The organism is Legionella sp. PATHC032, assembly GCF_026191185.1.
Lineage (GTDB): Bacteria > Pseudomonadota > Gammaproteobacteria > Legionellales > Legionellaceae > Legionella.
This window is the reverse complement of record NZ_JAPHOV010000001.1, coordinates 1395969-1420226: the sequence shown is the minus strand read 5'-3', so window position 1 is coordinate 1420226 and position 24258 is coordinate 1395969. Positions and strand designations below refer to the sequence as shown.

Below are 24258 nucleotides of genomic sequence, written 5' to 3'. Positions count from 1 at the left end.
CCAAAAAAATATCAATGAATATATTGTTCATTAATAAATTATAATTCTAAATAGTATCTGTAACCTGACATGATTTTAGCATTCCTGCCAAATAAGTTTCTATCTTGTTACATAGATAACGGCTATTTTCACCAGTAAATTGAATACCAATTCCCGGCGGCTTATTACCTTGCGCACCTTTAGGAGTAATCCAGACTATTTTACCAGCGACTAAATAAGGTTCATTTTCATTGAGTAATTTAACCGATAATTCAAGTGACTGCCCTAAAGAATAAACGTGTTGAGTTCTTATAAAAAGACCGCCACCTTTCACAAAAGGCATATACGCCATATATAAAGATGCTTCATTGGGAAATGAGCAATTTATAAGCTGTGGTTTTTCGGTCATAAACCCTCCGTTTAATCAACAGGCATGCTCCATGAATAGTCCTATTTTAACTAATCATCTTGCTCACTTCAGCCTACTTTAAAAAACTCAGTTTACAAGCAATAGTTTAATTCCTTTAAACTCAATTAATAATCAGCAACCAAAGAAAATAATAAATCTTCCAAGACCAATGTATGATTTATATTCATATTATGGCTTAATTTTCTTAACAAAGCGTTGGTTTTATCTATTTGAGCAAAAATCATAACCGGATTGAGTAATGAGGATAGCTTATTTAATTGTTTTGTTAACGTACCAGAATAAGCCACTTGAAACAAATACATATACTGTAGTTGAGAATAAACCAAAGATAAAAACCACAAAAAAGCACTTAATTCATATTGAATCCATCGAGCAGCCAAAGTACATGGATGTTCTCTTAGCTCAATAATTGCAATTAAGCCTTCTAAAATGGATTCTGAATGCTTGAGAACCATTGTTCTATTCGATTCCCGGGTATAGCACTCTCCTAAAGCAAATAAATTGTTGCAAGACAATTCATCAAAAACAGCAAATTGCGTCATTTGGCATCGGCTCAATATAGTAGGTGGTATATTGCCAATTTGCTGAGCTAACAAAATAAAAATAGTATGTTTCGCTGGCTCTTCCAGAATTTTCAATAAGGCATTTGATGCGGCAATATTCATCGATTCAGCTGATTCGATAATTATAAATTTATGATTCGCCCTCTGTGGTGTTAGAAACGCCGCGCTCTGCAATTCTCTGATTTGATCAATTTTAATAATTCCACCGCTTCTCTCAGGCTTAATCCATTCTACATCCGGATGCTCAAAACGCTCTATCATTTGGCAATCCATGCAAGTCAAACAAGGTTCTTTAAGTTTTATTTTACACAAGAGTAATTTGATCACTTGAGTTGTAAACTCTATAAGACCACAATGCAAAGAACCCCAAAATAGCATGGCTTGAGGAATTCGCCCTATCGCTAATGCCATTTGCATTTTCTGCCATTGTTCTTGATAAGTCATCATAGGTTATGCTCTATAAACTCCTCGATTGCTGATTGAATGGAAAATTGAACCTCCTCCAAAGACCTGGTAGCATCAATCACAATAATTTCCGGATTTTGTTTAGCAAGAATATGATATGTATTATATATTCTATGAAAAAATTCAATTGATTCCTGCTCAATCCTGTCAAATTTTCCCCTTGATTTGGCTCTTTCCATACCTAGCTCAGGATTAATGTCTAAGTATAAAGTGAGATCAGGTTTGAATCCTTTTAAACAGAAATTCGATAGCTCATTAATAATCCGCATATCCATTTTGCGACCACCTCCCTGATAAGCTAGAGTGGAAAGCTCAAATCGATCAGCTATGACCCACTGACCCTGACTTAAAGCCGGTTTAATCACTTGCTCAATCAATTGTATTCTTGCAGCGTACAGGAGAAGTAATTCGCTTCTATCATCCAGAACATTATTGTACTCTGGATTTTTGATAATATTTCTTAAAATTTCACCTATTGTTGTTCCTCCGGGCTCTCTCGTTGTTATAGTACTGATTTTTTTTTGGGATAACAGTTCAACAACTAAACTGACAGCTGTAGATTTTCCTGCTCCCTCCAAACCTTCAATAACTATCAACTTCCCGGTTAACGATGACATTAATAATCCTTGCGTCTGTATTGGTTAATTGCTTGTTTTTGTTGCTCATAGGTTTCGGAGAATTGATGAGTACCATCCCCTTTGGCAACAAAGTATAAATAATTGGATAATTGCGGATGTGCAGCAGCATCTATTGCCTCTTTGCCAACCATGGCTATTGGGGTGGGAGGCAATCCTCTGTTCAAATAAGAATTATATGGTGATTCAATTAGCAAATCATTATGTGTTAATTTTCCTGTATATTGATTTCCAAGCCCATAGATAACCGTAGGATCCATTTGTAATGGCATTTTTTTCTTTAATCTGTTCACCATCACACCAGAGATCAACTTTCTTTCTTGCGCAATCGCAGTTTCTTTTTCAATAATTGACGCAGCAATCAATAACTCATAGGGAGTTTTATAAGGCAAATTTGCTGCTCTGTTTGTCCAACTGATATTAAGATAATTTAATAAATTACGATGGGCTTGCTCTAATAATGCCTTACTACTACTTCCGCCTTGATATTGATAAGTATCCGCAAGTAGTAGTCCTTCTGCACTCGGATAATTTTTTTTTACTATTTCCCAATCATCTGGATTGTATTTCAAATAATTAGCTTGCCTTAGGTCATAATCAACTTTCTGCTGTGTAGATCCTTCGATGATCGTAAAATTTTGTGTAATTACATCACCAGCAACTACTCGTTGGAGTAATTTCATTGCGGTTTCGCCAGGAGTGATTTGATACACACCGGCCTTTAACTGATGCGATAATCTTTCAAAACGAATAATCAATAGAAAAAATTTTGCAGAATTTATCAATTTTTTATCTTGCAAGATATAGGCAAATTGATAAGCGGATGTGGCTTTATCCAAGGAGATAATCATTGGAGCAGCATTTTTCGGAATTATTGGTATATACAGTAAGCGATATACATTCCAAAATAAAAATAAGAAAGACATAAAAAACAAAGATAAAACAAGAATAACCAGTTTTTTATGTCTAGAGAATTGCATTTAGATTCGCTTGAATAGTAAGCTACCGTTTGTCCCACCAAAACCAAGTGAATTACTTAGAACATAATTAATTGTTCTGCTTTGTGGTACATGTGCTACATAATTCAAATCACAGCCTTCATCAGGATTATCCAAATTAATTGTAGGTGGAGCAACCTGATCTCTTATAGCTAAAATACTGATAATTGCCTCTACTGCGCCTGCAGCTCCAAGCAAATGGCCGGTCATGGATTTGGTTGAGCTGACTGCCAAATCATAAGCATGATTCTGGAAAACACGCTTAATAGCTTTTGTTTCATTTAAATCGTTTAAATAAGTCGATGTACCATGAGCATTAATATAATCAACCTGTCTAGGATCAATACCAGCATCCTGGATAGCTGCTTCCATGGCTCGTGAAGCTCCATCGGCATCTTCATCGGGTGCTGTAATATGATAAGCATCTCCTGACATACCAAAACCTACCAGTTCAGCATAAATTTTGGCTCCACGGGCTTTAGCATGTTCATATTCTTCTAACACCAAAATACCAGCACCTTCACCCATAACAAAGCCGTCTCTATCCTTATCCCAAGGCCTTGAGGCTTTTTCAGGCTCATCATTCCGCTTGGATAAAGATCTTACTGCTGAAAACCCGGCAAGACAAAGTGGTGTTGTAGTCATTTCCGCTCCACCACAAATCATGACATCGGCATCGCCATAAGCAATGATACGCCCGGCTAGCCCGATATTATGTGTTCCGGTAGTACATGCAGTCACAACCGAAATATTAGGTCCTTTTAAATTATGCTTAATAGAAATCTGTCCAGCAACCATGTTAATAATACCTGCCGGAATAAAAAATGGCGAAACCTTACGCGGTCCACCTGCAACCAGTTTATCCTGGTTATTTGTAATTGTTTGAATACCACCAATACCTGCCCCCACTGCGACACCGATTCGACGAGATAAGACTTCATCAATTTTTAAACCCGAATCAAGCATCGCTTCATCAGCAGCAGCCATTCCGTATTGTGTAAAGACATCCATTTTACGGGCGTCTTTAATTGGCATGTGATTCTCAACATTAAAATTCTTGACTTTAGCCCAAATTTTAGTTGGGTATTCAGTAGTATCAAAATCCTCTACCAGACCTACCCCGCTAACCCCAGCTAGAATATTTCGCCAAGTTTCTTCTACATTAAGTCCGACAGGAGTAAGCATACCCATGCCGGTAATAACCACACGCCGACTATTCAATGAGAGCTCCTTAAAAAAATTAAGCTTCTTCTTTATTTAAGTTAGATTCAATATAATCAATTGCTTCTTGAATTGTAGTAATTTTCTCAGCTTTTTCATCAGGAATTTCTGTTTCAAATTCTTCTTCAAGAGCCATAACCAATTCTACTGTATCCAGTGAATCAGCACCTAAATCATCAACAAAGGATGCATCATTTTTTAATTCTTCTTCTTTAACACCCAATTGTTCAACAACAATTTTGCGAACACGCTCTTCAACTGTACTCATAACGTAATTTTCCTCTTTCGGTTGATAGAAATTATTAAATACTGACGGCTAGTTTATTCAATTATACAGATAACGCAAGTGCATTTAACTCATATACATACCGCCATTGACATGAATTGTTTCACCTGTGATATATTTTGCGCTGTCTGATGCTAAAAAAGCTACAGCATCAGCAACATCTTCTGGCTGGCCCAGCTTACGCATGGGAATTCTTTTTAACATTTCTTCTTTCACCATATCAGGCAATGCGGTAGTCATATCTGTGTCGATAAAGCCGGGGGCTACCACGTTTACAGTTATTCCTCTACTGCCAATTTCCTGTGCCAAAGATTTGGAAAAACCAATAACTCCAGCCTTGGCTGCAGTATAGTTTACCTGCCCAGAATTGCCACTAGCGCCTACAACAGAACCTATAGAAATTATTCTTCCCCAACGTGCTCTGAACATAGGTTTTAAGCAAGCTTTAGTCATTCTATAAATAGAATTTAAATTTGTTTCTATTACTTTGTACCATTCCTCATCATCCATACGCAATAACAGGTTATCCGCAGTAATACCGGCATTATTAACAAGAATGGAAGGACACTGATCATTATCAGACAAGGTAGACATCAAATTTTCTACTTGCTCAGTGCTGGTTACATCTAAAACGATTCCTTTACCAGCCAATTTTTCTTTTTCAAAAAAAGAATTAATAGAAGCAGCACCTTGTTCAGTGGTTGCTGTTCCAAAAACAAAGGCACCATTTCTTGCCAATTTCTCGGCAACAGCACGACCGATACCACGGCTGGCACCAGTAACTAATGCAATTTTACCTTCTAAATTGATCATTTAGTTTCCTCTCAAACTGGAATATGTAAACGCTCTATGACTTGATCAAGACTGATGGTGTCATAAACGCTAATCGTAGTTAAATTTCTTTCAATTCTTTTTATCAAACCATTGAGAACCTTTCCTGGCCCACACTCCACAACCAGTTCAATTCCACGCTGTTGAATTAACTGAACCGTTTCAACCCAACGCACAGGGCTATATAACTGCTCTTTGAGTTTATCTCTTATATGTTGGGTGGAGTGGTAAATACTTAAATCAACATTGCTTACTACATCGACTGATGGAACTTGAAATTCTATTTGAGCCAAATTTTCAGCGAATAATTCTGCAGCATCTTTTAATAGAGGGCAATGACAAGGTACACTGACAGGAATTACCATTGCTAATCTGGCACCCGCCTCTTCAGCCAATTGGATTAGTTTATCAACAGCTGCTCGATGTCCAGCAACAACAATTTGGCCCAGAGCATTATAATTTGCTGGGGTAACAAGATGAGTGGCTGCGCTGGCCTGCTCACACAACGAACGAACCTGTTCATCAGATAAACCTACTATGGCAGCCATAGCGCCCTCCCCTAAAGGAATGGCATCTTGCATCACCTGCCCTCTGCAAGCAACTAACCGAACAGCATCCTTTAAAGATAAAGAATTAGCGCAAACCAAAGCAGCGTATTCTCCCAAACTATGACCAGCCATTATTTGAGGCTGGGGTACACCTAATTGCATTAACAAACGATAAATTGCAACATCAGCAGTTAACATGGCTGCTTGGGTATATTCAGTCTGGTTTAGTTTTGTTTCAGGCCCATTTTGAACCAAATCCCACAAATCATAACCTAAGGCATCTGAAGCCTCATCAAACACATCGGTGATGACAGTATACTGTGGTATAAAGTCAGACAACATACCTATAGACTGTGATCCCTGTCCAGGGAATACAAATGCTGTTTTTACCATAATAGAATTAATCCTTATTAATTAATTTAGTAACGAATAACCATAGCGCCCCAGGTCATTCCACCACCAAAGGATTCAATTAATAATATTTCATCCCTTTTTATTTGATTATTTTTAATAGAATAATCAAGGGCTAAAGGAATAGAAGCTGCCGACGTGTTACCTTGGTTACCAATTGTAACAATAACATGTGACATAGGAAGAGATAGTTTTTTAGCTATGGCTTGTATGATGCGTATATTGGCTTGATGAGGTATCAGCCAGTCAATATCAGATTTTTTTAAATGACTTGCTTCTAACACTTCATCAACAATATTGCCCATAATATTAACAGCAATTTTAAATACCTCGTTACCTCGCATTCCAATCGTTGCACGATCTTGTTCAAAAGTTGAATTACGAAGAACTAATAATTTATCAGAGTCATAGGCGGAATGTAAAACACTCCCCATAATCCCTTGGCGATCACTTGCGCTTAAAACAACAGCGCCTGCACCATCTCCGAATAAGACACAAATAGAACGATCAGTCCAATCTACCGCTCTTGACATGCTCTCGCTGCCAACGACAAGAACATGTTTGGCAGCCCCTGTAGCAATGTATTGTTTTGCCACATCCATCGCATACACAAAACCGCTACACGCAGCTCCAATGTCAAAAGCAGGAATAGGTCTTTTGATTCCTAAAGCATGTTGCACATGACAGGCAACACTAGGGAAAAAATAATCTGGAGTACATGTTGCTACTAATATCAAATCAATTTCTTCCGCATCAAGGCCTGAGGCCTCTAGAGCTTGTTCTGCAGCTCTGGAGGCCATATAAGATGTTGTTTCATGTTCTTGAGCAACACTACGACTACTAATACCAGTCCTGGTAACTATCCACTCATCGCTTGTATCAAGCATGGTTTCCAGTTCAGCATTAGACATTTGTCTCTCTGGAGAGTAACTTCCAGTGCCATTAATCACAGCATTTTTCATAACAACAATCCTTGATTTATAAAATCATTTATTTGATCACGCACTAAATCGACAACATTATTTTTTACTTCAAGAACAGCCTGTTCAATAGCATGTTGAAAACCCACTTCATTGGCTCCACCATGACTTTTAACAACGATACCATTCAACCCGAGTAGACTGGCACCATTGTATCGCGATGGATCCAAACGATTTTTTAAATGTTTTAAGGCTGGTAAAGCAATCAAACCAGCAATTTTTGTTAACCAATTTCTGCTAAATGATTCTTTAAGGACAGTTAATAAAAGCTTTGCCAAACCTTCACTTGCTTTTAATGCCACATTTCCAACAAATCCATCACAGACCACTAAATCAACATCACCACTGTAAAAGTGATCACCCTCAACGTATCCCACATAATTCATAACAGAACACTCAGCCAGCATATGTGCAGTACGCTTAACCTGATCATTACCCTTGATTTCCTCAACGCCAATATTAAGTAAACCAATTTTAGGTTTGGGTTTATTTTCTATTGCCTGTATTAATGCAGACCCCATCACAGCAAACTGAAATAAATGCTCTGCACAAGAATCAACATTGGCTCCCAAATCAATGACTCTTGTTTTTCCACCCATAGTAGGAAGCTCGGACACTATTGCTGGACGATCGATCCCCGGTAAAGTCTTTAAGACATATCGAGCGGTAGCCATTAAAGCACCTGTATTGCCTGCACTAACGCAGGCCTGCGCTCTACCTTCCTTAACCAGGTTAATTGCTATTCGCATGGAGGAATCTTTTTTATTTCGTAATGCATGCGATGGCAATTCATCCATCGTAACGACTTCTGATGCATGGACAATAGTAAATTGCTGGCAGGACAACATACCATGTTTTTTCAAAGATGCACTGATCTTGTCTTGGACTCCCACAAGCAATAGTTTCAAATCAGGGTTATTTTTAATAGCGCGAATACAGGCAGGAATCACAATATCCAAGCCGTGATCCCCACCCATCGCGTCAATTGCAATGGTGATATTCTTCAAGAAAGTTACTCTTGTTCGTAAGCGGTTTCAGCGTCAATAATTTTTTTGCCTCTGTAATATCCATCCGGAGTCATGTGATGACGAAGATGAGTTTCACCAGTTGTTGGATCTACTGATAGAGTAGGCTTGGTTAGTGCATCATGAGAACGCCTCATATCACGACGTGAGCGTGATTTTTTATTTTGTTGTACGGCCATTGTATTACTCCTAAACAAATTGCATTCATAAAGCGGGAATATTACCGATATTTTGACTTCAATCCAAGTATTAATTATCAAAATATCAAGAAGTTTCTTTTTTCCCTGTTAAAATTTCATTGATTTCGTTAGCACATTCATTAACATCAGGATGAACTTGTGGTGCATACAAATGCAGCTCATCAATTATTAATTCATTTAAATCAACCTGCCAGTTTGAAGAAACCAAGCATTCATATTGACTCAAAAGTTGCTCAGCTCTCTCATCATTTCGGCAAACAGCAATAACAGTCGAGTTATTATAACATACAGTGAAGTTTTCCATACATCGCTGACATATGCTGTTTAAATTGCCCTGCACTCTAAGATGAATAAGATAAAAATCATCTTTTGCCTCTATATGATAAGACGCATGCAAATGGCATCCGGGACTAACAAACGAGGGTAGACGCTCGTTTAAAATCACTTCCTTTTCTTGCTGGCCATGTTTTGCCAACTCTTGTAAATGCATCATAGATAATTATCCGAAATATAGAATGAGTTTGCTCTTTGAGTCTTGCAAGTTTATATAAGCACTTATAGACGGTTTATGACTTACTAACATAATCAAGTTAAAATGATAACGAATCCCTAAAAACATGGTATTATCCGATTATATGTAAAAAATATCAACTTATTGGGTAATAAATACAGGGCTAAATTACAATTTCCTAGAGTGTAGTTAATTTGTTAAAATCGCACATTCCAATATGATTATGATTCAAAAAAGAGCGATACAAACCATTTATGAAAGCTAAAGTTATTGTTGGTATGTCAGGAGGAGTAGACTCTTCTGTAGCAGCCTGGCTATTGAAAGAACAAGGATACCAGGTGGAAGGACTATTCATGAAAAACTGGGAGCAGGACGATCACAATGATTATTGCCCTGCAGCAAAAGATTTGGCAGATGCCCAGGCCGTCTGTAATCAATTGCGCATACCACTGCTTACTGTAAATTTTTCAAAAGAATACTGGGATAGAGTATTTGCTTATTTTCTGAGTGAATATGAAAAGGGAAGAACACCAAACCCTGACGTGTTATGTAATAAAGAAATCAAATTTAATGCCTTTTTGAATCATGCTTTAACCCTTGGTGCAGATTATATAGCTACTGGCCACTATGCCAAAAATACAATAGAAGGATCTATTGGCTATTTATTTAAGGCAAAAGATAGGGAAAAGGATCAAACGTATTTCCTCCACGCTGTTGAACCAGAGGCATTGTCCAAAACCATTTTTCCAATAGGTGATTTTACCAAGCCACAAATTAGAGAATTCGCTAGACAACTTGGCCTTGTCACTCATGCCAAAAAAGATTCTACAGGAATTTGCTTTATAGGTGAAAAAAGATTCAAAACTTTCCTTAATGAATTCATACTTGCCAAACCGGGAGAAATAAAAAGTACTGGAGGAAAAACACTTGGTCAACATGATGGTTTAATGTTTTACACATTAGGACAACGCCAGGGTTTGGGAATTGGAGGATTACAAAACTCGACAGATGAGCCATGGTATGTCGTGGATAAAGACACAGTCAGTAACACCCTTTATGTGGCACAGGGCAGTCAACATCCAATGCTCTATTCTCAAGGTTTGATATGTGGTCCCATTCATTGGCTGGCAAACTATGAGAATCATTTACCACTAACCTGCTTTGCCAAAACAAGATATAGGCAAACCGATCAAGCCTGCATGATTTCTCCTCCGGATAATAATCAACACTATGTGATGTTTTCAAGTCCTCAACGTGCGATTACTCCGGGACAATTCATCGTCTTTTATGAAAAAAATCAATGCTTGGGTGGAGCTACTATAGAGCATATTATTCGCTAAACAGGGAAGCAAATTTTGTACTGGTACTGTTTGTTTTCTCTGGTCCCCATACCAATTTATGGATTGAGACTACGAAACAACTCACATTATTGATATAATGTATAATAATGGTAGTAATTATTTTGGAGCTAAGTATGGCCAGTGTTGACGTATCCCAAAACACTTCAGATATCCATTTTTCTGTCAGCGCAGCTGATAAAGTAGCAGAATTAATTAAAGAAGAAGATAATTCCGATTTGAATTTACGCGTCTCAATTACAGGTGGTGGTTGTTCTGGATTTCAATATGGATTTAGCTTTGATGAACAAATCAATGATGACGACACGGTTATCATACAACAATGTTCTGATGGAAAGTCTTCCGTCAAATTGCTAATTGATTCAATGAGTTACCAATATCTGCATGATGCGGAAATTGATTACATTAAAGGAATTCAAGGAGAGCAATTTGTCATACGCAATCCTAATGCAAAAACGACTTGTGGTTGCGGCTCTTCGTTTAGTATTGGTGATGAAGATGATTTATAAAAAAACACTGCCTAAATCTCAGGCAGTGATCTTAGTTTTTTTACGGACGAACTGCTTATTATTTTTTAAGCAACTGGGGTATGACCAGCTGATAGGTAATTAAGTTCTGCAAGTTTACTTTCGAGTTTTCTTGCCCAGTTCCGTAATGATTGGCATGTTTCAATTTTACTTATTTCAAAAAACTTACTATCTAAACCAGTTTCTTTTAATTTGGCCCGCAAATTTTCATCTATTCCTGCTAATAAACAACGTTTGGCACTGCTAGCACAGTTATAAAAAACAATCGAATAGTTTTGCATACGCTCTTCTTGCATAGCTTTGAGTATTTTGACTTCGTCAACATAGTAAGCTAAACCACTTTCCACAGTGGGCAAAGTGACACTGTAATCAGGATGCCTACCTTTAGTAAAATCACGGCTTTTGATAAATTGTTCTTTGCGAGAAGTAAATTCTTTGCGGCGATATGCCTCTTCTTGCAATTCTTTTAAATCATTTTCATCCCTGCCATTGATTTTAATATCCAATTGCCTTAGATTTTCTTCACGGTGCTTAATTGCAAGCCCAACCTGTTGAAGATTTTTTTCAATTTTTTGCATTCCCTCATGATAATCATGCTCAGATTTTGACATCAATGTGCTTATCTCATTTTGAGAATTTAATATAATCTCGCGCTCTTTTTTTAATTTAATTAAATTTTCATTAAGCTCAATCGATTGTGCTTTGGATTTAGGATCTGGATTTTCCAATTTGTTCAAATAGGCTAAAGTTCTCTCTGTAGCTGTAATTTGTGCGTTTTTTTTATTTAAATCAAGCCCCATCTTGGCTAATTGTCCCTTTAAATCTTTTAATTGGGTTTGGAGAGAACTGGTTAATTGCTTCTGTTGCTTGCTCAACTCCTCTTTTTCCAAATGCAGTTTATTAATATCATCCATAAATTGTAATCTTTGCTCCATATTGACTTCCAAATCTGAAATTTCAACAAGTAAGTCAAGATTTATCTTTTTTTCCTTATCAATCTCCTCTAAAGCAGATTTGCGATGTGTAATGGACATTGGAGCAAGTGAGTCTTCAGCAATCATATCATCTTCATGTGTATTAAATTCGGGCTTTACTCTTTTGCCTATAATAGTTTCTGATTTAGTTGGCCTATTTTCTGGCCAAAAACTGTGAGAAACCACATCACTCTTGACCATAGTTGGTTTCAAATGAGACGATTCTATGTCTGTTCGGGAAGTCCCTGTCGCTTGAATTGGAACAGCGCGCAATGTTTTTTTAACTTTAAGCTCTGAAGCATGCTGCTCAATAAAATCAAAACTATCTTTAACACGCTCATCAATTTCTATATTAAAATTGACATGTCCAACATTTTCTCCTTTTTCATGAGATGCTAAAAGCGGTCCAAAAAATTTGTGTTTTACACGCTGTTTAAACAAAGATGCTGTTGATAACCAGATGTTTACTTCAATCATAATGATACTTCTTATAAAATAATAAAATACAAATTGATTTTGCTAAAATATTTTTCAACAAATATAATTATACTACATATTTACCAACAATAATACATTGGATTCGGTTATCAATAAGATTTAATAATTACCTTCGTTCCAATTTTGATAAAATTTTGACTTAACCATCTTGCATCATGAGGTTTCACTCTGACACAACCATGACTTGCGTTATAATTTGGCACATCCGGAGAACCATGAATTGCATACAATTTACTAAAAAACATACAATATGGCATTGGTGCTCCACCTTTACCCACTGGATAACGACTGGACCGACATCCTGGACCACCTTTGCTAATCACTCTAAAAACGCCAGACGGTGTTTTACATGATCTGCGAACATCAGAACAGTAGTGTTTTCCACCTGATCCGCGCCCTGTACGTATCACCTTTCCATTAGCACTGATAGCTTTCCAGGTTAATGTATTGGGATTAAAAATAAAGGTATTACCGGCCGCATATCCATTACAGAATAAAAATGCTCCTAAAGTGAAAAATATAATTTGAGACAAAAAATTTAAGCGAAAATTGGACTTTTCCATGATTTGACCTATTTTTTTTCCGTCACCTTATTATTTTAGTTTAATTTTTGAACAATTCAAATATTAATCACTGTCAGTCAATTATCAGACAAATTAGGTGGTCAACACAGATGTGATGACAACAGAAGTAAGCAGAAATTGGTCATTTGAGATTCAAATAACTATAAATTACTAAATAAAGGAAAAATTGTATTTTTTGTCCTACTATATAAATGAGACTCTAAAAATAAGGACAATAAATCATGTCAAGGAAATTACTTATTGCTACCACGCTCGTGCTAAGCACTTCATTATTTCCATTAATATCCAACGCTGAGGACACAGCAAATCCTAATGAGATGACTAAAGATGCCTGGTTAAACTCTATGACTCCCTTATTACCAGATCTTATCTGCAAAGGATTTATTCAAGATCCGGATCTCAAAAAACGATTTGATGAAATTAAAATGACTTACGAACAATGTGTGACTTTAATTCCTGAAAGCACCAAAAAATGCCAGGATGAACTCTATGCCAGCATGCCAGACAAAATTAATAGTGAAACTGCTGGTACATGGGGAAGATCATTAGGAGAGTGTATTGGAAAAGATTTTGCTGAAAAACATCTAATTCCCAAATAGATAATAAAAAAATTGCTTGATTAAGATAATCATTAGGCTTCGCCTCTGCCTATAACCAAACACTTGGGTTGCTTGTTTTGAGGATAGCGACCAGGAATAAGATGCCTGAAGAATTTTGTTATTGTATAAGGTTTAGTATTGGCAGACGCGAAACCGAATAATAAGCGTAACAGAATAATTATTTATAATTTATATAATCATGAGAGCTATACCTCTTCCCAATGATTGATGCCGGATTTTTTAGATATAAATTCAATGAAACTTTGATGTTGAATTAATTCCTCTTCATTAGCCTTCATTATTACAGGATTTTTTAAACTTAATGACTTAATTTCTTGAGTTTTTATTTTTGAATGGCTCAAACTCGATTCAACCTCGGTAAATAAACTGCTTTGGCCACCTGTCATTGCCAAATACACATAGGCCAATATTTCGGCATCTAGCAGGGCGCCATGCAGTTCGCGATTAAAATGATCTATTTCATAACGTTTACACAAAGCATCCAAACTATTACGCTGTCCAGGATGTTTTTCTCTGGCTAAAATCAAAGTATCAAGAATCCGGCAATAATCTTCTAATGTCTTATTCCATTTCACATGTTTTAATTCAGAATTCAGAAATCCAACATCAAATGGAGCATTGTGAATAATTAATTCTGAACCTTCCACAAATTGTATAAATTCAGTCACAATATCCTGGAATAAAGGTTTATCTTGCAAAAATTCAGTACTTATACCGTGAACTCTAAATGCCCCTTCATCCACTTCACGCTGTGGATTAAGGTATATGTGGAAGTGCTTGCCGGTTAATTTTCTATCGATAAGCTCAATACAACCTATTTCAATTACTCTATGACCCTGTTCAGGCCCTATACCAGTCGTTTCGGTATCTAATATAATTTGCCTCATAGCTCTATGATAATTCCTCAATACCTAAATTTGCCAAAGCATCAACCAAATCATTTTCTAAATGACCTGAGTGTCCTTTAACCCAATGCCAATGAATATTATGAATAGAAGCAAGATTATCCAGTGATTTCCATAATTCCGCATTTTTAACCAGCTCTTTCTTGGAATTACGCCAGCCATTCTTTTTCCATGTCTTGATCCATTCTTTCATTCCTTGCTGTAAATATTGGGAGTCGGTATACAAATCCACCTCGCAGGGACGTTTTAATGCCTCCAGACCCTTAATTGCTGCCATTAACTCCATGCGGTTATTAGTAGTTTGTGCTTCTCCACCATGAAGAGTTTTTTCTCTACCATTATATCGAAGTAACACCCCCCAGCCTCCAGGTCCGGGGTTTCCTTTACATGCGCCGTCAGTATAGATTTCTACCTTCATAAAAATAAATCAGGACAAAGTTGGGCTTTAGGATTCATAGCATAACAAGAAAAATCAGTGACACCACTATTTTTTAATACGTCTTCATCAATAAAAAAATTTCCAGTAGTTGATCTTGATGGTTGGTTGATAATCCAATAAGCAGCATCAGCCATAATTTGTGGCTTTCGACTTGCCATATACATTGCACTGGGAAAGTGAACTTTTATGGCATCAGTGGCTATGGTGGTTTTCGGCCATAAAGAATTTACCGCAATTCCTGCTTCTTTGAATTCTTCAGCAAGGCCTAATGTACACATACTCATACCGTATTTACTGATGGTATAGGCCAGATGAGGCGCAAACCAGGTTTTATCCATATTTAATGGTGGAGATAAAGTCAGAATATGCGGGTTCTCGCTTTTTAAAAGATAGGGAATAGCTGCTTGAGAACATGCAAATGTTGCTCTGGCATTAACACTCTGCATCAGGTCATAGCGCTTCATTGGAGTATTTAATGTATTAGTCAAATTGATTGCACTCGCGTTATTGACTAATACATCTAATCGTCCAAAGGTTTCTATGGTTTTAGTTATCGCATTTTGGATCTGTTGTTCATCTCTGACATCAACCATTAAAGGCAAGGCCTTTCCTCCCAGTTCTTCAATTTCGTTTGCAACAGAATAAATAGTTCCTTCCAGTTTAGGATGAGGCTCTGCTGTTTTGGCTGCAATAACGATATTTGCTTTGTCTTTTGCAGCAAATTTTAAAGCAATTTCTCTACCGATTCCTCTACTGCCACCTGTAATAAAAATGACTTTACTCATGATTTCTCCTTCAACCTGATACCACCAACCCAAGCTAAAAACATACGCATTAAAGCACCATAGGGTGGATATAGCCAGCTAACTGTAGATATGAATCGTTGCACTAACACCGGTTTTAATTTTGAAAAGGTATCAAATCCTTCTTTTCCATGATAATGTCCCATGCCACTATGACCAACACCACCAAATGGTAAATCATCAATTGCAATATGCATTAAGGTTTCATTGATAGTCAAAGCACCCGATAATGTCTTGGTTTGTATGATTTTTATTTCACTCTTGTCTTCTCCAAAATAATACAAGGCAAGTGGGTTGGGAGATGAATTAATGTAATCGACTGCATCATTTATTGAGTTATAAGTCAATACAGGCAGTATAGGACCAAAAATTTCTTCCCTCATCACAAGCATATCATTTGTTATATCAAATAATAGAAATACGGGTAACTTTGAGCTATTCGGAATTGAATGGCCAAACTCAACTATACGAGCCCCTTTGCTTCGTGCATCTTCGACCAGATCGAGTAATCGTTTTTTATGTCTTTCTGAAATAATACTGGAATACTGCTCATTACTCATTAAATCCGGGTAAAAGGTATTAATAAACTTCCTAAATTCTCTTTCGACTCTGTCTTCCCATCCTTTAGGAATCAATAAATAATCAGGCGCGATACAAGTTTGAGCAGCATTCAATAATTTCCCCATAAACAAGCGCTTAAAATAAGCTGGGTTCATGGTGGGAGATAATATTGCTGGAGATTTGCCACCTAACTCCAGTGTCACTGGAGTCAGGTTATCACTGGCAGCCTTCATCACCAGTTTTCCTACATTAGATGAGCCGGTGAACATAAGGTGGCCAAAAGGAAGAGCAGCAAACTGCTTTGATAGCTCAGTATCACCGTTAATAACACTGATAGAATGGTTTAATCCAATTGCATGAATCAATTTTTGTAAAGTATCGCCAATATGTGGAGATAACTCAGACATTTTTATCATTACCCTGTTTCCAGCTGCCAAGGCATAAATAGCAGGAACTAAAGCCAGATAAACCGGATAATTCCAGGGAACCAGAATACCGACCACCCCAAGGGGTTGCGGAATAACATAGGCTTTTGCGGGAATAAACAACCAAGACACATTTCTTCGTCTCTTCCTCATCCATTTCTTCATTTTTTTTAAACAAAAATTAATGGCTTTTATCGTTGGGAAAATTTCCAAAAATAAGGTTTCCTCAACAGGACGATGAGTAAAATCCTTATTGATTGCCTCAGCTAAAGTGTAAGCTTCTGTCTGCAAGATTTTTTTTATTGCGATCAGCAATTTTTTTCTTTCAGACAAAGAAGGATAAGAATTGTTTTTGTATTGTTGATGCAAAGATAGAAATTCTGCCATCAATTCCATTGTATTTTCCCTGCTATTCGTTCGTGAGAGTGAGTAACGAGAATTCTTTATCTAAAATCTTCTTTTTAATTTTTTCTATATCCGGCGCAAAATAGCGATCTTTATCATATTCTTTAACCACACTTCTTACACTTTGATAAATTTTATCCAATTGCGGCGATGTCTTTAAAGGTTTGTGAAACTCTAATCCTTGACAAGCTGCTAATAATTCAATAGCAAGAATTGTTGAAGTATTATCAATCATCTCATGTAATCGACGTGCGGCGCTAGTTGCCATAGAGACATGATCTTCCTGATTTGCCGAGGTAGGCAAACTATCAACAGAGTGTGGATGAGCAAGCGCTTTGTTATCGCTAGCACAAGAAGCAGCAGTTACATGGGCAATCATAAAGCCGGAATTCAAACCGCTTTCTCTAACCAGGAAAGCGGGTAATCCACTAAAATTTTTATCAATTAATAAAGCAATTCGGCGTTCTGCGCTACCACCTATCTCGGATAATGCCAATGCCAAATTGTCAGCAGCCATGGCAATGATTTCACCATGAAAATTTCCTCCAGATAAAATATCCCCCTGCTCCGCAAAAACGAGAGGATTATCAGAAATTGCATTGGCCTCTACTTGAAGAGTTTGTCCAACAAACTGCATCTGATGAAGAACTGCACCCATAATTTGGGGCTGACATCTTAAAGAATAAGGATCCTGAACACGATGACAATACCTGTGTGACTCTCTAATTTGACTGCCAGCTAATAAATTTCTGTACATACCAGCAGTAGAAATTTGAGCTTGATGTCCACGAATTTGATGTATTCTGTCATCAAAGGGCACATCACTTCCACTAGCAGCATCTACTGATAAGCTACCGGAAATAATAGCTGTTTCAAACAATGTCTCACTAATAAACAGAGCGGACAATGCTAAAGCGGTGGATACCTGCAACCCATTAAGAAGTGCTAATCCTTCTTTTGCTTCCAATTCAAGCGGCTTCAATCCAGCCCGTTTTAATCCTTCCTCAGCACTGATCACTTGTCCTTGATGCCTTACTTCACCCTCCCCTAACAAAGGTAAAGACAAATGTGCAAGCGGAACTAAATCTCCAGACGCGCCTACCGAACCCTTAGAAGGGATGCACGGATATACTTTATGATTAAACAAAGCTATCAAGGCATTGATTAATTCCAACCTAACCCCGGAATACCCTTGAGCCAAGTTATTAATTTTCAAAAGCAAAATCAAAGCAACCACTTCATCCGGCAACAATTTACCTGTTCCGCAAGCATGAGAAAGTACAATATTACGCTGCAACTCCCTCAAACAATCTGCAGAAATGGTCTGATTCGCCAGAGAACCAAAACCTGTATTGATTCCATATACTGTTTTCTTTTCATCAATTACTTTTTTAACAGTTTGATGAGAAGCATTTATTAATTCAAAAGCATTCTCAGAGAGAACGCAAGATTGACCCTCATCTAAAATTTGCTTAATAGAAAGTAGCGATAATTGCCCAGGCTGCAATATAAAATGTTCTGACATAAACAAGCTCCTTTTAAGATTCCATGGGTAACCAAAGCGAATTCTCTTTGGCACATTGCTTGGCAAGTTGATAACCTGCATCCGCATGCCTCATTACCCCTGTCGCAGGATCATTGTGTAGCACACGAGCCAATCTTATAGCCGCCTTTTCTGTCCCATCAGCAACAATCACAACGCCGGCATGTTGTGAAAAGCCCATACCTACCCCTCCTCCATGATGAATGCTGACCCAGGTAGCTCCACTGGCACAATTTAACAGTGCATTAAGCAAAGGCCAATCGGAAACAGCATCACTGCCATCCAGCATACCTTCTGTTTCGCGATTGGGACTGGCCACAGAACCAGAATCCAAATGGTCACGGCCAATCACAATAGGTGCTTTAACTTGTTTATTTTTAACCATCTCATTGAAAGCCAGGGCAAGCCGTGCTCTGTCTTTTAACCCCACCCAACATATTCTTGCTGGTAATCCTTGAAATGAAATTTTTTCCTTAGCCATATCCAGCCAATGATGCAAATGAGGATTATCAGGAATTAACTGCTTTACTCTCTCATCTGTTGCATAAATATCTTCTGGATCACCTGACAATGCAACCCATCGAAATGGTCCAATCCCTTCGCAAAATAATGGCCTGATATAAGCAGGTACAAATCCCTCAAAGGAAAAAGCCTCTTTTTCTCCTGCTTCAAATGCCATTTGTCTAATGTTATTGCCATAATCAAAGACAGGAATACCTCTATTATGAAATTCAAGCATTGCATGCACCTGAACAGCCATCGATTTCTTGGCTGCATCAACAACCTCTTCTGGTGATTTTTTTCTCATTTCAATAGCTTGTTCCAATGTCCATCCTAATGGCAAATAGCCATTGAGCGGATCATGGGCGCTGGTTTGATCGGTAACCAGAGAAGGCTGAACTCGCAACTTAACCAGTTGAGGAAATATTTCAGCAGCATTTCCCAAAACAGCTACTGAAACTGGCTTTTTATGGCGACAGGATTCATTAATCCAGTCTAATGCTTCACTTAAATTATCAGTGTATCGGTCCAGATACTTTGTCTGTAAACGTTTATCAATCCGTTGCATGTCGCATTCTACTGCCAGAACACTGGCACCAGCCATAGTTCCAGCCAAGGGTTGAGCTCCGCCCATTCCCCCTAAACCAGCTGTTAAAATCCAACGCCCGGACAAATCACCCTGATAATGTTTTTTAGCTGCTGCAACGAATGTCTCATAAGTCCCTTGTACAATACCTTGGGAACCGATGTAAATCCAGCTGCCAGCGGTCATCTGACCATACATCATAAGGCCTTTCTTATCCAATTCATTAAAATGCTCCCAAGTAGCCCAGCGTGGTACCAAATTAGAATTAGCAATGATTATTCTGGGAGCATCTTCATGGGTAGTAAATACACCAACAGGTTTTCCGGACTGGATAAGCAAAGTCTGATTATTATTTAGTAATTTCAATACATGAACAATTTCATCAAAACATTCCCAGTTTCTGGCAGCCTTGCCCAAACCACCATAAACAATCAAAGAATCGGGATCCTCTGCAACATTGGGATCCAAATTATTGCAAATCATCCTTAACGCCGCCTCAGTCAACCAACTTTTAGCTTGAATTTCGGTACCTCTAGGGGCAGAAATAACACGTTTATTCTTGTCCTTATTCATCAAGAATACTCCTTATTGCTATGAAAACCTCAGTTATTATTTCTCTTCAAATAGGGATTAAAAATTTTTAGCATCATACACCAGTCAACTAACTGCGGGAATGAGATAATCTAATGAGTTAAGAAAAACCCGATAAAATGACCAATCAATATTCATAGTGTTTTTTATATGATATAATTTTTATTTAACTTAATTTAATCGTAGTCACTTAAATAATATGGAAAAACATCCAAAATCTCTCCGCATCTACTTTACAACTGAAATGTGGGAACGTTATGGTTTTTACGCAGTTCAATCCTTATTAGCACTTTATTTGGCCTTACATTTTAAATGGCCTGACAAAGAAATCTATTCATTAGTAGGATCGTTCACAGCACTCACTTATCTCTCACCCTTAGTAGGTGGCTGGATTGCTGATAAGTTAATAGGTCAAAAACGCGCTATATTACTGGGTGCTATTGTCCTATTTTTAAGTTATTGCATGTTGTCGTTGATTGATAATTCTCTAGCTTTAACATCTTCACTTGCAGGAATAGCTGTAGGAACGGGTTTATTAAAACCTAACATTTCTTCATTACTAGGCAATGAATATCCAGTAGGGTCTACAAGAAGAGAGAGTGGCTTTACTATTTTTTATATGGGCATTACGACAGGAATAATCCTTGGGACAACTCTACCAAGCAAGTTTAATGAATATTTCGGCTGGTCTGCTTCCTTCACCAGTGCATCAGTCGGACTAATCATCGCGTTTGCAGTATTTTTATTTGGAATACATCAGTACAAAATTAAGGATTATAACCCATTTATTTTCCAACCAACTAAAATCATTTCGGCTTTTGCGTTATTAGTTCTGCTATGGGCTTTATCATTTTATATCTTAAGTTCGCCTCAGTTGGCGAATATTATGTTTGGACTTGTGGTCCTTTTTTCAGCCATCTACATTTTATATTCAGTAAATCGTGAAAGCGCAAATCAATCCAGACAAACATTAGTTATCGGCTTATTGTGCATCATCTCCGTTATTTTCTGGGCATTTTATTTTCAGATGTTCATGTCTTTAACATTATTTATTGCACGAGTAGTCGAGCCAAGCTTTTTAGGTATTGATTTCCCACCACCTTATTACATTACAGTTCAAAGTATTGGTATGTTGATCATTGGTTATTTTCTTGCTAAAAAGCACCATAATCTTACAATGATTGAAAGAGGCTTAAGTACCGGGAAAAAATTTGTACTCGCTATGGTATTCATGACCTTGGCCTACTCAATTATTGCATTTGTAAGCAGTGTAGTTGATAAATCCATTTTGATTTCACCTCTTCTTATCATACCCGCCTACCTTATGATCTCTTTGGCTGAGTTACTGCTTTCCCCAGTAGGGTTGTCAGCAATAACTGTACTTGCTGACAAAAACAAGGTAAGCACGATGATGGGCATCTTTTTCGTTTCATTAGGAATAGGAGGATTTCTTTCAGGAAAATTAGCCGATCTGACTGCTATTCCTACTGGAGAAACAAATATAATCGTTTTAAAAACACTCTATGCTACAGCATTTACTCAACAACTCGGTATATTGTTTATTGCCACATTAGGCTGCCTGGTATTGTTTGCTGTGATTAAATTTTTACTAACTCATATTCAGATATGCGAAAAACAATGATTAGATTTTTACGTTTTAGTTTTCCAGTTTTGCAAAACTAAAACTCTTTTTATACAAATCAATTGTTGATATTATTCAACCCTTTTGACGGAATATATCTTAGTTATGCTTGAAAAAAATCCTACGCTAGAAAAACTGTTAAAATCTCTTGAAGACATTCAGGCGATAGACATTAAAATCATTGATGTGCATAAACAAACAACAATCACTGATTTTATGGTCATCAGCTCAGGCCGTTCATCCAGACATGTCAAATCGATAGCTCAAAAAGTTTTGGAGGATATGAAAGTTGCTGGTCTGCCTTGCTTGAGTTCTACTGGAATAGAACATGGTGATTGGGCTTTAATTGATTTTGGAGACATCATATTGCACGTCATGCAACCTGAATGCAGACATTTTTATAACCTTGAAGGATTATGGGAAGAACACCCAAGTAATTCCTGATATTAATTATGCTAAAAATTACCATTATTGCTCTTGGCAATAAAATGCCTGACTGGGTTAACTCAGGAGTTAATGAATACGCAAAGAGGTTTCATGACAGCATTCAGATACGGCTTACTGAAATCCCTTTGCTGCGTCGAAATAAATCCTCAGATTTAGCAAGAATACTAGAAAAGGAAAGTGCTTTAATTAAAGACGCGCTTCCTGCCAATGCTCGCCTTATCGCCATGGACATGCAGGGAAAATCCTTTAGTAGCGAGGAGTTGGCACTTAAGTTGACGCAATTACAACAAATTTCAAGTCATCTTTGCTTTATAATAGGTGGTCCGGAAGGATTATCCAATGAAATACTGACTCTTTGCGATGAACGCTGGTCAATATCCAAACTAACCCTTCCTCATCCCCTTGTTCGCATTATTTTACTGGAAGCTCTCTATAGAGCATGGTCTATCATTAACAACCATCCCTATCATAAATAAACCTCATCTCGATATAAGAATAAGGTTATTTCATTGAATTATTCAAAAAAATATCGGTGCCATATAGATTTTGTTTCTTTAAAATTCACGCCTGAATTGTAGAAGGAAACAAGATGTTAACATCGATAGTTGAAATATTCTGTGATATTGATGATTTTTGCAAGAGCTGGTTTGCTGGTTTAAAGAAATGTGTCCATATTTACTTCCATCCCCGCATCGCAAAAGACAACGAGGACTTACGCAAAAGCCATAGTAGTTGATGGATTTTTAAGCTCTTGTGTCAAATAATTTTTCAATAGATTTTTCTTAAGCTGATATACAGTCTGTTGAGAATTAAAGACTAAATCCTTGATTTTACCCAGACTAATAAAGCACAAGTGATATGATTTCTCTGAATACGTTGTTTACGACACTCACACTTATCACTTCCAGTGAGTTGCTTTATTTCATGATGAAACTGCTCAATAAACCATCGAAAGGCACACACTTATTATGTATCATTACAACAATGATGAGATGGGTCATTAGTGGCCACATAATCGGTTCTGTATATAGAAACAGACACGCGAAACAATTTCATATAAAAATCACTTGGCACCCCTTTAAGACGAATCTGTTTTCCCCATTTGAGCTCTTCTTCGCTCCAAGGTAGTTCTGTCACTGGTTGGTAATGTTCTGAAGTACCTGCATACCTTACAAGGCGATTTCGCTTGATTGGGCAATAAAAATACTTACCTATAACATGAATTTATTACTAGCATACCAGGTATCAACCAATACAGTTTTAAAATTTAATTACTTTGAATATAAAGCATTCTTTAACATATCCTGTGCATGGTCCACTTTACTTTTCCATCTCGTTCAGGATAAAAAACTCGATAATCAATCAACCAAAACTGTTCGCTCTCTGGATTAATATAGATACAACTTACCAAACCTATTCCACGAACAATACCATGTGCATTGCCGCTGTATTGCCATCGTACCGATTCAATTTTTCTGGAGTGATTTTTATCTAAAATACTGTCATCAAAAACAAGAAAGCCATTCTCACTTTGATGTATAATAGGCTTTGTATGCTCCCAGGAGTCAGATGCTCGTCTCGTAAGTACCTATTTGATCATATCATGGGACAAATCAGCTACATGGTCAGCAAAATTTGTTAACGTGTAATTTATCTGACTCCTAAATTAAGTATTGGCAATAATCCAAACGCGTCACTTTTATTGTTTTCGGGCGAGGCATAACTATAACATATCGAACAAATTGACAAAACCTTATCACATCATA

General features: G+C 37.3%; 27 protein-coding genes and 1 pseudogene. 7 read left to right on the top strand and 21 right to left on the bottom strand.

The window, feature by feature from the left end:
• Positions 1–46: 46 nt before the first annotated feature.
• The 12 genes from OQJ02_RS06475 to OQJ02_RS06420 form a co-directional block, all read right to left on the bottom strand.
• On the bottom strand, positions 47–388 hold the full coding sequence (locus tag OQJ02_RS06475) for a PilZ domain-containing protein (protein ID WP_265718405.1): 342 nt from the start codon (positions 386–388) through the stop codon (positions 47–49).
• Between the two features lie 125 nt (positions 389–513).
• Positions 514–1419, bottom strand: coding sequence for a DNA polymerase III subunit delta' (locus OQJ02_RS06470; RefSeq protein WP_265718404.1), 906 nt, complete (start codon positions 1417–1419; stop codon positions 514–516).
• Positions 1416–2054: a dTMP kinase gene (gene tmk / locus OQJ02_RS06465; RefSeq protein ID WP_265718403.1), complete on the bottom strand. Its 639-nt coding sequence runs from the start codon at positions 2052–2054 to the stop codon at positions 1416–1418. Before tmk ends, OQJ02_RS06470 begins: the two co-directional genes overlap by 4 nt.
• Complete coding sequence (mltG, locus tag OQJ02_RS06460; protein WP_265718402.1) at positions 2054–3052, bottom strand: endolytic transglycosylase MltG; 999 nt, start codon at positions 3050–3052, stop codon at positions 2054–2056. Before mltG ends, tmk begins: the two co-directional genes overlap by 1 nt.
• Positions 3053–4291: a beta-ketoacyl-ACP synthase II gene (gene fabF / locus OQJ02_RS06455; protein WP_265718401.1), complete on the bottom strand. Its 1239-nt coding sequence runs from the start codon at positions 4289–4291 to the stop codon at positions 3053–3055. It lies immediately after the preceding gene.
• Positions 4292–4310: 19 nt separating this feature from the next.
• Positions 4311–4559, bottom strand: a complete 249-nt coding sequence (acpP, locus tag OQJ02_RS06450) for an acyl carrier protein (protein WP_003631752.1) — start codon at positions 4557–4559, stop codon at positions 4311–4313.
• 84 nt (positions 4560–4643) lie between these two features.
• A complete protein-coding gene (gene fabG, locus OQJ02_RS06445; RefSeq protein WP_011213688.1) occupies positions 4644–5390 on the bottom strand; it encodes a 3-oxoacyl-ACP reductase FabG in 747 nt (248 codons plus the stop codon).
• Positions 5391–5401: 11 nt separating this feature from the next.
• A complete protein-coding gene (gene fabD, locus OQJ02_RS06440; protein WP_265718400.1) occupies positions 5402–6349 on the bottom strand; it encodes an ACP S-malonyltransferase in 948 nt (315 codons plus the stop codon).
• A gap of 26 nt (positions 6350–6375) precedes the next feature.
• The gene (locus OQJ02_RS06435) at positions 6376–7329 is read right to left on the bottom strand and encodes a beta-ketoacyl-ACP synthase III (protein ID WP_265718399.1); all 954 of its coding nucleotides are present in this window, start codon (positions 7327–7329) and stop codon (positions 6376–6378) included.
• Positions 7326–8354: a phosphate acyltransferase PlsX gene (plsX, locus tag OQJ02_RS06430; RefSeq protein ID WP_265718398.1), complete on the bottom strand. Its 1029-nt coding sequence runs from the start codon at positions 8352–8354 to the stop codon at positions 7326–7328. Before plsX ends, OQJ02_RS06435 begins: the two co-directional genes overlap by 4 nt.
• Positions 8355–8359: 5 nt before the next feature.
• The gene (gene rpmF, locus OQJ02_RS06425; RefSeq protein ID WP_010947121.1) at positions 8360–8551 is read right to left on the bottom strand and encodes a 50S ribosomal protein L32; all 192 of its coding nucleotides are present in this window, start codon (positions 8549–8551) and stop codon (positions 8360–8362) included.
• An 85-nt stretch (positions 8552–8636) separates the two neighbouring features.
• A complete protein-coding gene (locus OQJ02_RS06420) occupies positions 8637–9065 on the bottom strand; it encodes a YceD family protein (protein ID WP_265718397.1) in 429 nt (142 codons plus the stop codon).
• 272 nt (positions 9066–9337) lie between these two features.
• Here OQJ02_RS06420 and mnmA point away from each other — a divergent pair, with 272 nt between their 5' ends.
• Positions 9338–10423: a tRNA 2-thiouridine(34) synthase MnmA gene (mnmA, locus tag OQJ02_RS06415; RefSeq protein WP_265718396.1), complete on the top strand. Its 1086-nt coding sequence runs from the start codon at positions 9338–9340 to the stop codon at positions 10421–10423.
• 134 nt (positions 10424–10557) lie between these two features.
• On the top strand, positions 10558–10950 hold the full coding sequence (erpA, locus tag OQJ02_RS06410; protein WP_027266551.1) for an iron-sulfur cluster insertion protein ErpA: 393 nt from the start codon (positions 10558–10560) through the stop codon (positions 10948–10950).
• Between the two features lie 65 nt (positions 10951–11015).
• Here the strand turns inward: erpA and OQJ02_RS06405 are convergent, their stop codons facing one another.
• Both OQJ02_RS06405 and OQJ02_RS06400 read right to left on the bottom strand, forming a co-directional pair.
• Complete coding sequence (locus OQJ02_RS06405) at positions 11016–12419, bottom strand: hypothetical protein (RefSeq protein WP_265718395.1); 1404 nt, start codon at positions 12417–12419, stop codon at positions 11016–11018.
• 110 nt (positions 12420–12529) lie between these two features.
• Positions 12530–13003, bottom strand: a complete 474-nt coding sequence (locus OQJ02_RS06400; protein WP_265718394.1) for a L,D-transpeptidase — start codon at positions 13001–13003, stop codon at positions 12530–12532.
• 242 nt (positions 13004–13245) lie between these two features.
• On the opposite strand from OQJ02_RS06400, the gene OQJ02_RS06395 reads away from it, so the two are divergent.
• Positions 13246–13623: a hypothetical protein gene (locus OQJ02_RS06395; protein WP_010947115.1), complete on the top strand. Its 378-nt coding sequence runs from the start codon at positions 13246–13248 to the stop codon at positions 13621–13623.
• Positions 13624–13829: 206 nt separating this feature from the next.
• On the opposite strand, the gene dnaQ is transcribed toward OQJ02_RS06395, so the two are convergent.
• The 6 genes from dnaQ to hutU are packed head-to-tail and all read right to left on the bottom strand — an operon-like array spanning position 13830 to position 20385.
• Positions 13830–14531, bottom strand: a complete 702-nt coding sequence (gene dnaQ / locus OQJ02_RS06390) for a DNA polymerase III subunit epsilon (RefSeq protein ID WP_265718393.1) — start codon at positions 14529–14531, stop codon at positions 13830–13832.
• A 4-nt stretch (positions 14532–14535) separates the two neighbouring features.
• Positions 14536–14967 (bottom strand): ribonuclease HI, encoded by a 432-nt coding sequence (gene rnhA, locus OQJ02_RS06385; RefSeq protein WP_265718392.1) that lies wholly within the window; start codon positions 14965–14967, stop codon positions 14536–14538.
• A complete protein-coding gene (locus OQJ02_RS06380) occupies positions 14964–15773 on the bottom strand; it encodes an SDR family oxidoreductase (RefSeq protein WP_265718391.1) in 810 nt (269 codons plus the stop codon). Before OQJ02_RS06380 ends, rnhA begins: the two co-directional genes overlap by 4 nt.
• The gene (locus OQJ02_RS06375) at positions 15770–17173 is read right to left on the bottom strand and encodes a coniferyl aldehyde dehydrogenase (RefSeq protein ID WP_265718390.1); all 1404 of its coding nucleotides are present in this window, start codon (positions 17171–17173) and stop codon (positions 15770–15772) included. Before OQJ02_RS06375 ends, OQJ02_RS06380 begins: the two co-directional genes overlap by 4 nt.
• 13 nt (positions 17174–17186) lie before the next feature.
• On the bottom strand, positions 17187–18707 hold the full coding sequence (hutH, locus tag OQJ02_RS06370) for a histidine ammonia-lyase (protein ID WP_265718389.1): 1521 nt from the start codon (positions 18705–18707) through the stop codon (positions 17187–17189).
• A 13-nt stretch (positions 18708–18720) separates the two neighbouring features.
• Positions 18721–20385, bottom strand: coding sequence for a urocanate hydratase (hutU, locus tag OQJ02_RS06365; protein ID WP_265718388.1), 1665 nt, complete (start codon positions 20383–20385; stop codon positions 18721–18723).
• A 217-nt stretch (positions 20386–20602) separates the two neighbouring features.
• Between hutU and OQJ02_RS06360 the strand changes: the two genes are divergently transcribed.
• The 4 genes from OQJ02_RS06360 (at position 20603) to OQJ02_RS06345 (ending at position 23228) form a co-directional block, all read left to right on the top strand.
• Positions 20603–22045 (top strand): peptide MFS transporter, encoded by a 1443-nt coding sequence (locus OQJ02_RS06360; protein ID WP_265718387.1) that lies wholly within the window; start codon positions 20603–20605, stop codon positions 22043–22045.
• Between the two features lie 105 nt (positions 22046–22150).
• The gene (gene rsfS, locus OQJ02_RS06355) at positions 22151–22489 is read left to right on the top strand and encodes a ribosome silencing factor (protein WP_265718386.1); all 339 of its coding nucleotides are present in this window, start codon (positions 22151–22153) and stop codon (positions 22487–22489) included.
• 8 nt (positions 22490–22497) lie between these two features.
• Positions 22498–22968: a 23S rRNA (pseudouridine(1915)-N(3))-methyltransferase RlmH gene (rlmH, locus tag OQJ02_RS06350; protein WP_265718385.1), complete on the top strand. Its 471-nt coding sequence runs from the start codon at positions 22498–22500 to the stop codon at positions 22966–22968.
• 113 nt (positions 22969–23081) lie between these two features.
• A complete protein-coding gene (locus OQJ02_RS06345) occupies positions 23082–23228 on the top strand; it encodes a hypothetical protein (RefSeq protein ID WP_265719852.1) in 147 nt (48 codons plus the stop codon).
• Here OQJ02_RS06345 and OQJ02_RS06340 read toward each other — a convergent pair.
• Positions 23205–24213: pseudogene (locus OQJ02_RS06340) on the bottom strand (IS701 family transposase). The gene OQJ02_RS06345 and the pseudogene OQJ02_RS06340 overlap by 24 nt on opposite strands.
• Positions 24214–24258: the final 45 nt, after the last annotated feature.

Bases quoted from the DNA above. Each gene is read 5' to 3' on its own strand.
- OQJ02_RS06420 (WP_265718397.1), bottom strand. From the start codon at position 9,065: ATGATGCATTTACAAGAGTTGGCAAAACATGGCCAGCAAGAAAAGGAA.
- rsfS (WP_265718386.1), top strand. From the start codon at position 22,151: ATGCTTGAAAAAAATCCTACGCTAGAAAAACTGTTAAAATCTCTTGAA.
- dnaQ (WP_265718393.1), bottom strand. From the start codon at position 14,531: ATGAGGCAAATTATATTAGATACCGAAACGACTGGTATAGGGCCTGAA.
- rnhA (WP_265718392.1), bottom strand. From the start codon at position 14,967: ATGAAGGTAGAAATCTATACTGACGGCGCATGTAAAGGAAACCCCGGA.
- hutU (WP_265718388.1), bottom strand. From the start codon at position 20,385: ATGAATAAGGACAAGAATAAACGTGTTATTTCTGCCCCTAGAGGTACC.
- OQJ02_RS06360 (WP_265718387.1), top strand. From the start codon at position 20,603: ATGGAAAAACATCCAAAATCTCTCCGCATCTACTTTACAACTGAAATG.
- OQJ02_RS06470 (WP_265718404.1), bottom strand. From the start codon at position 1,419: ATGATGACTTATCAAGAACAATGGCAGAAAATGCAAATGGCATTAGCG.
- OQJ02_RS06475 (WP_265718405.1), bottom strand. From the start codon at position 388: ATGACCGAAAAACCACAGCTTATAAATTGCTCATTTCCCAATGAAGCA.
- fabD (WP_265718400.1), bottom strand. From the start codon at position 6,349: ATGGTAAAAACAGCATTTGTATTCCCTGGACAGGGATCACAGTCTATA.
- OQJ02_RS06400 (WP_265718394.1), bottom strand. From the start codon at position 13,003: ATGGAAAAGTCCAATTTTCGCTTAAATTTTTTGTCTCAAATTATATTT.
- tmk (WP_265718403.1), bottom strand. From the start codon at position 2,054: ATGTCATCGTTAACCGGGAAGTTGATAGTTATTGAAGGTTTGGAGGGA.
- hutH (WP_265718389.1), bottom strand. From the start codon at position 18,707: ATGTCAGAACATTTTATATTGCAGCCTGGGCAATTATCGCTACTTTCT.
- rlmH (WP_265718385.1), top strand. From the start codon at position 22,498: ATGCTAAAAATTACCATTATTGCTCTTGGCAATAAAATGCCTGACTGG.
- erpA (WP_027266551.1), top strand. From the start codon at position 10,558: ATGGCCAGTGTTGACGTATCCCAAAACACTTCAGATATCCATTTTTCT.
- OQJ02_RS06375 (WP_265718390.1), bottom strand. From the start codon at position 17,173: ATGGAATTGATGGCAGAATTTCTATCTTTGCATCAACAATACAAAAAC.
- fabG (WP_011213688.1), bottom strand. From the start codon at position 5,390: ATGATCAATTTAGAAGGTAAAATTGCATTAGTTACTGGTGCCAGCCGT.
- mnmA (WP_265718396.1), top strand. From the start codon at position 9,338: ATGAAAGCTAAAGTTATTGTTGGTATGTCAGGAGGAGTAGACTCTTCT.
- OQJ02_RS06395 (WP_010947115.1), top strand. From the start codon at position 13,246: ATGTCAAGGAAATTACTTATTGCTACCACGCTCGTGCTAAGCACTTCA.
- OQJ02_RS06405 (WP_265718395.1), bottom strand. From the start codon at position 12,419: ATGATTGAAGTAAACATCTGGTTATCAACAGCATCTTTGTTTAAACAG.
- rpmF (WP_010947121.1), bottom strand. From the start codon at position 8,551: ATGGCCGTACAACAAAATAAAAAATCACGCTCACGTCGTGATATGAGG.
- OQJ02_RS06345 (WP_265719852.1), top strand. From the start codon at position 23,082: ATGTTAACATCGATAGTTGAAATATTCTGTGATATTGATGATTTTTGC.
- OQJ02_RS06380 (WP_265718391.1), bottom strand. From the start codon at position 15,773: ATGAGTAAAGTCATTTTTATTACAGGTGGCAGTAGAGGAATCGGTAGA.
- OQJ02_RS06435 (WP_265718399.1), bottom strand. From the start codon at position 7,329: ATGAAAAATGCTGTGATTAATGGCACTGGAAGTTACTCTCCAGAGAGA.
- acpP (WP_003631752.1), bottom strand. From the start codon at position 4,559: ATGAGTACAGTTGAAGAGCGTGTTCGCAAAATTGTTGTTGAACAATTG.
- mltG (WP_265718402.1), bottom strand. From the start codon at position 3,052: ATGCAATTCTCTAGACATAAAAAACTGGTTATTCTTGTTTTATCTTTG.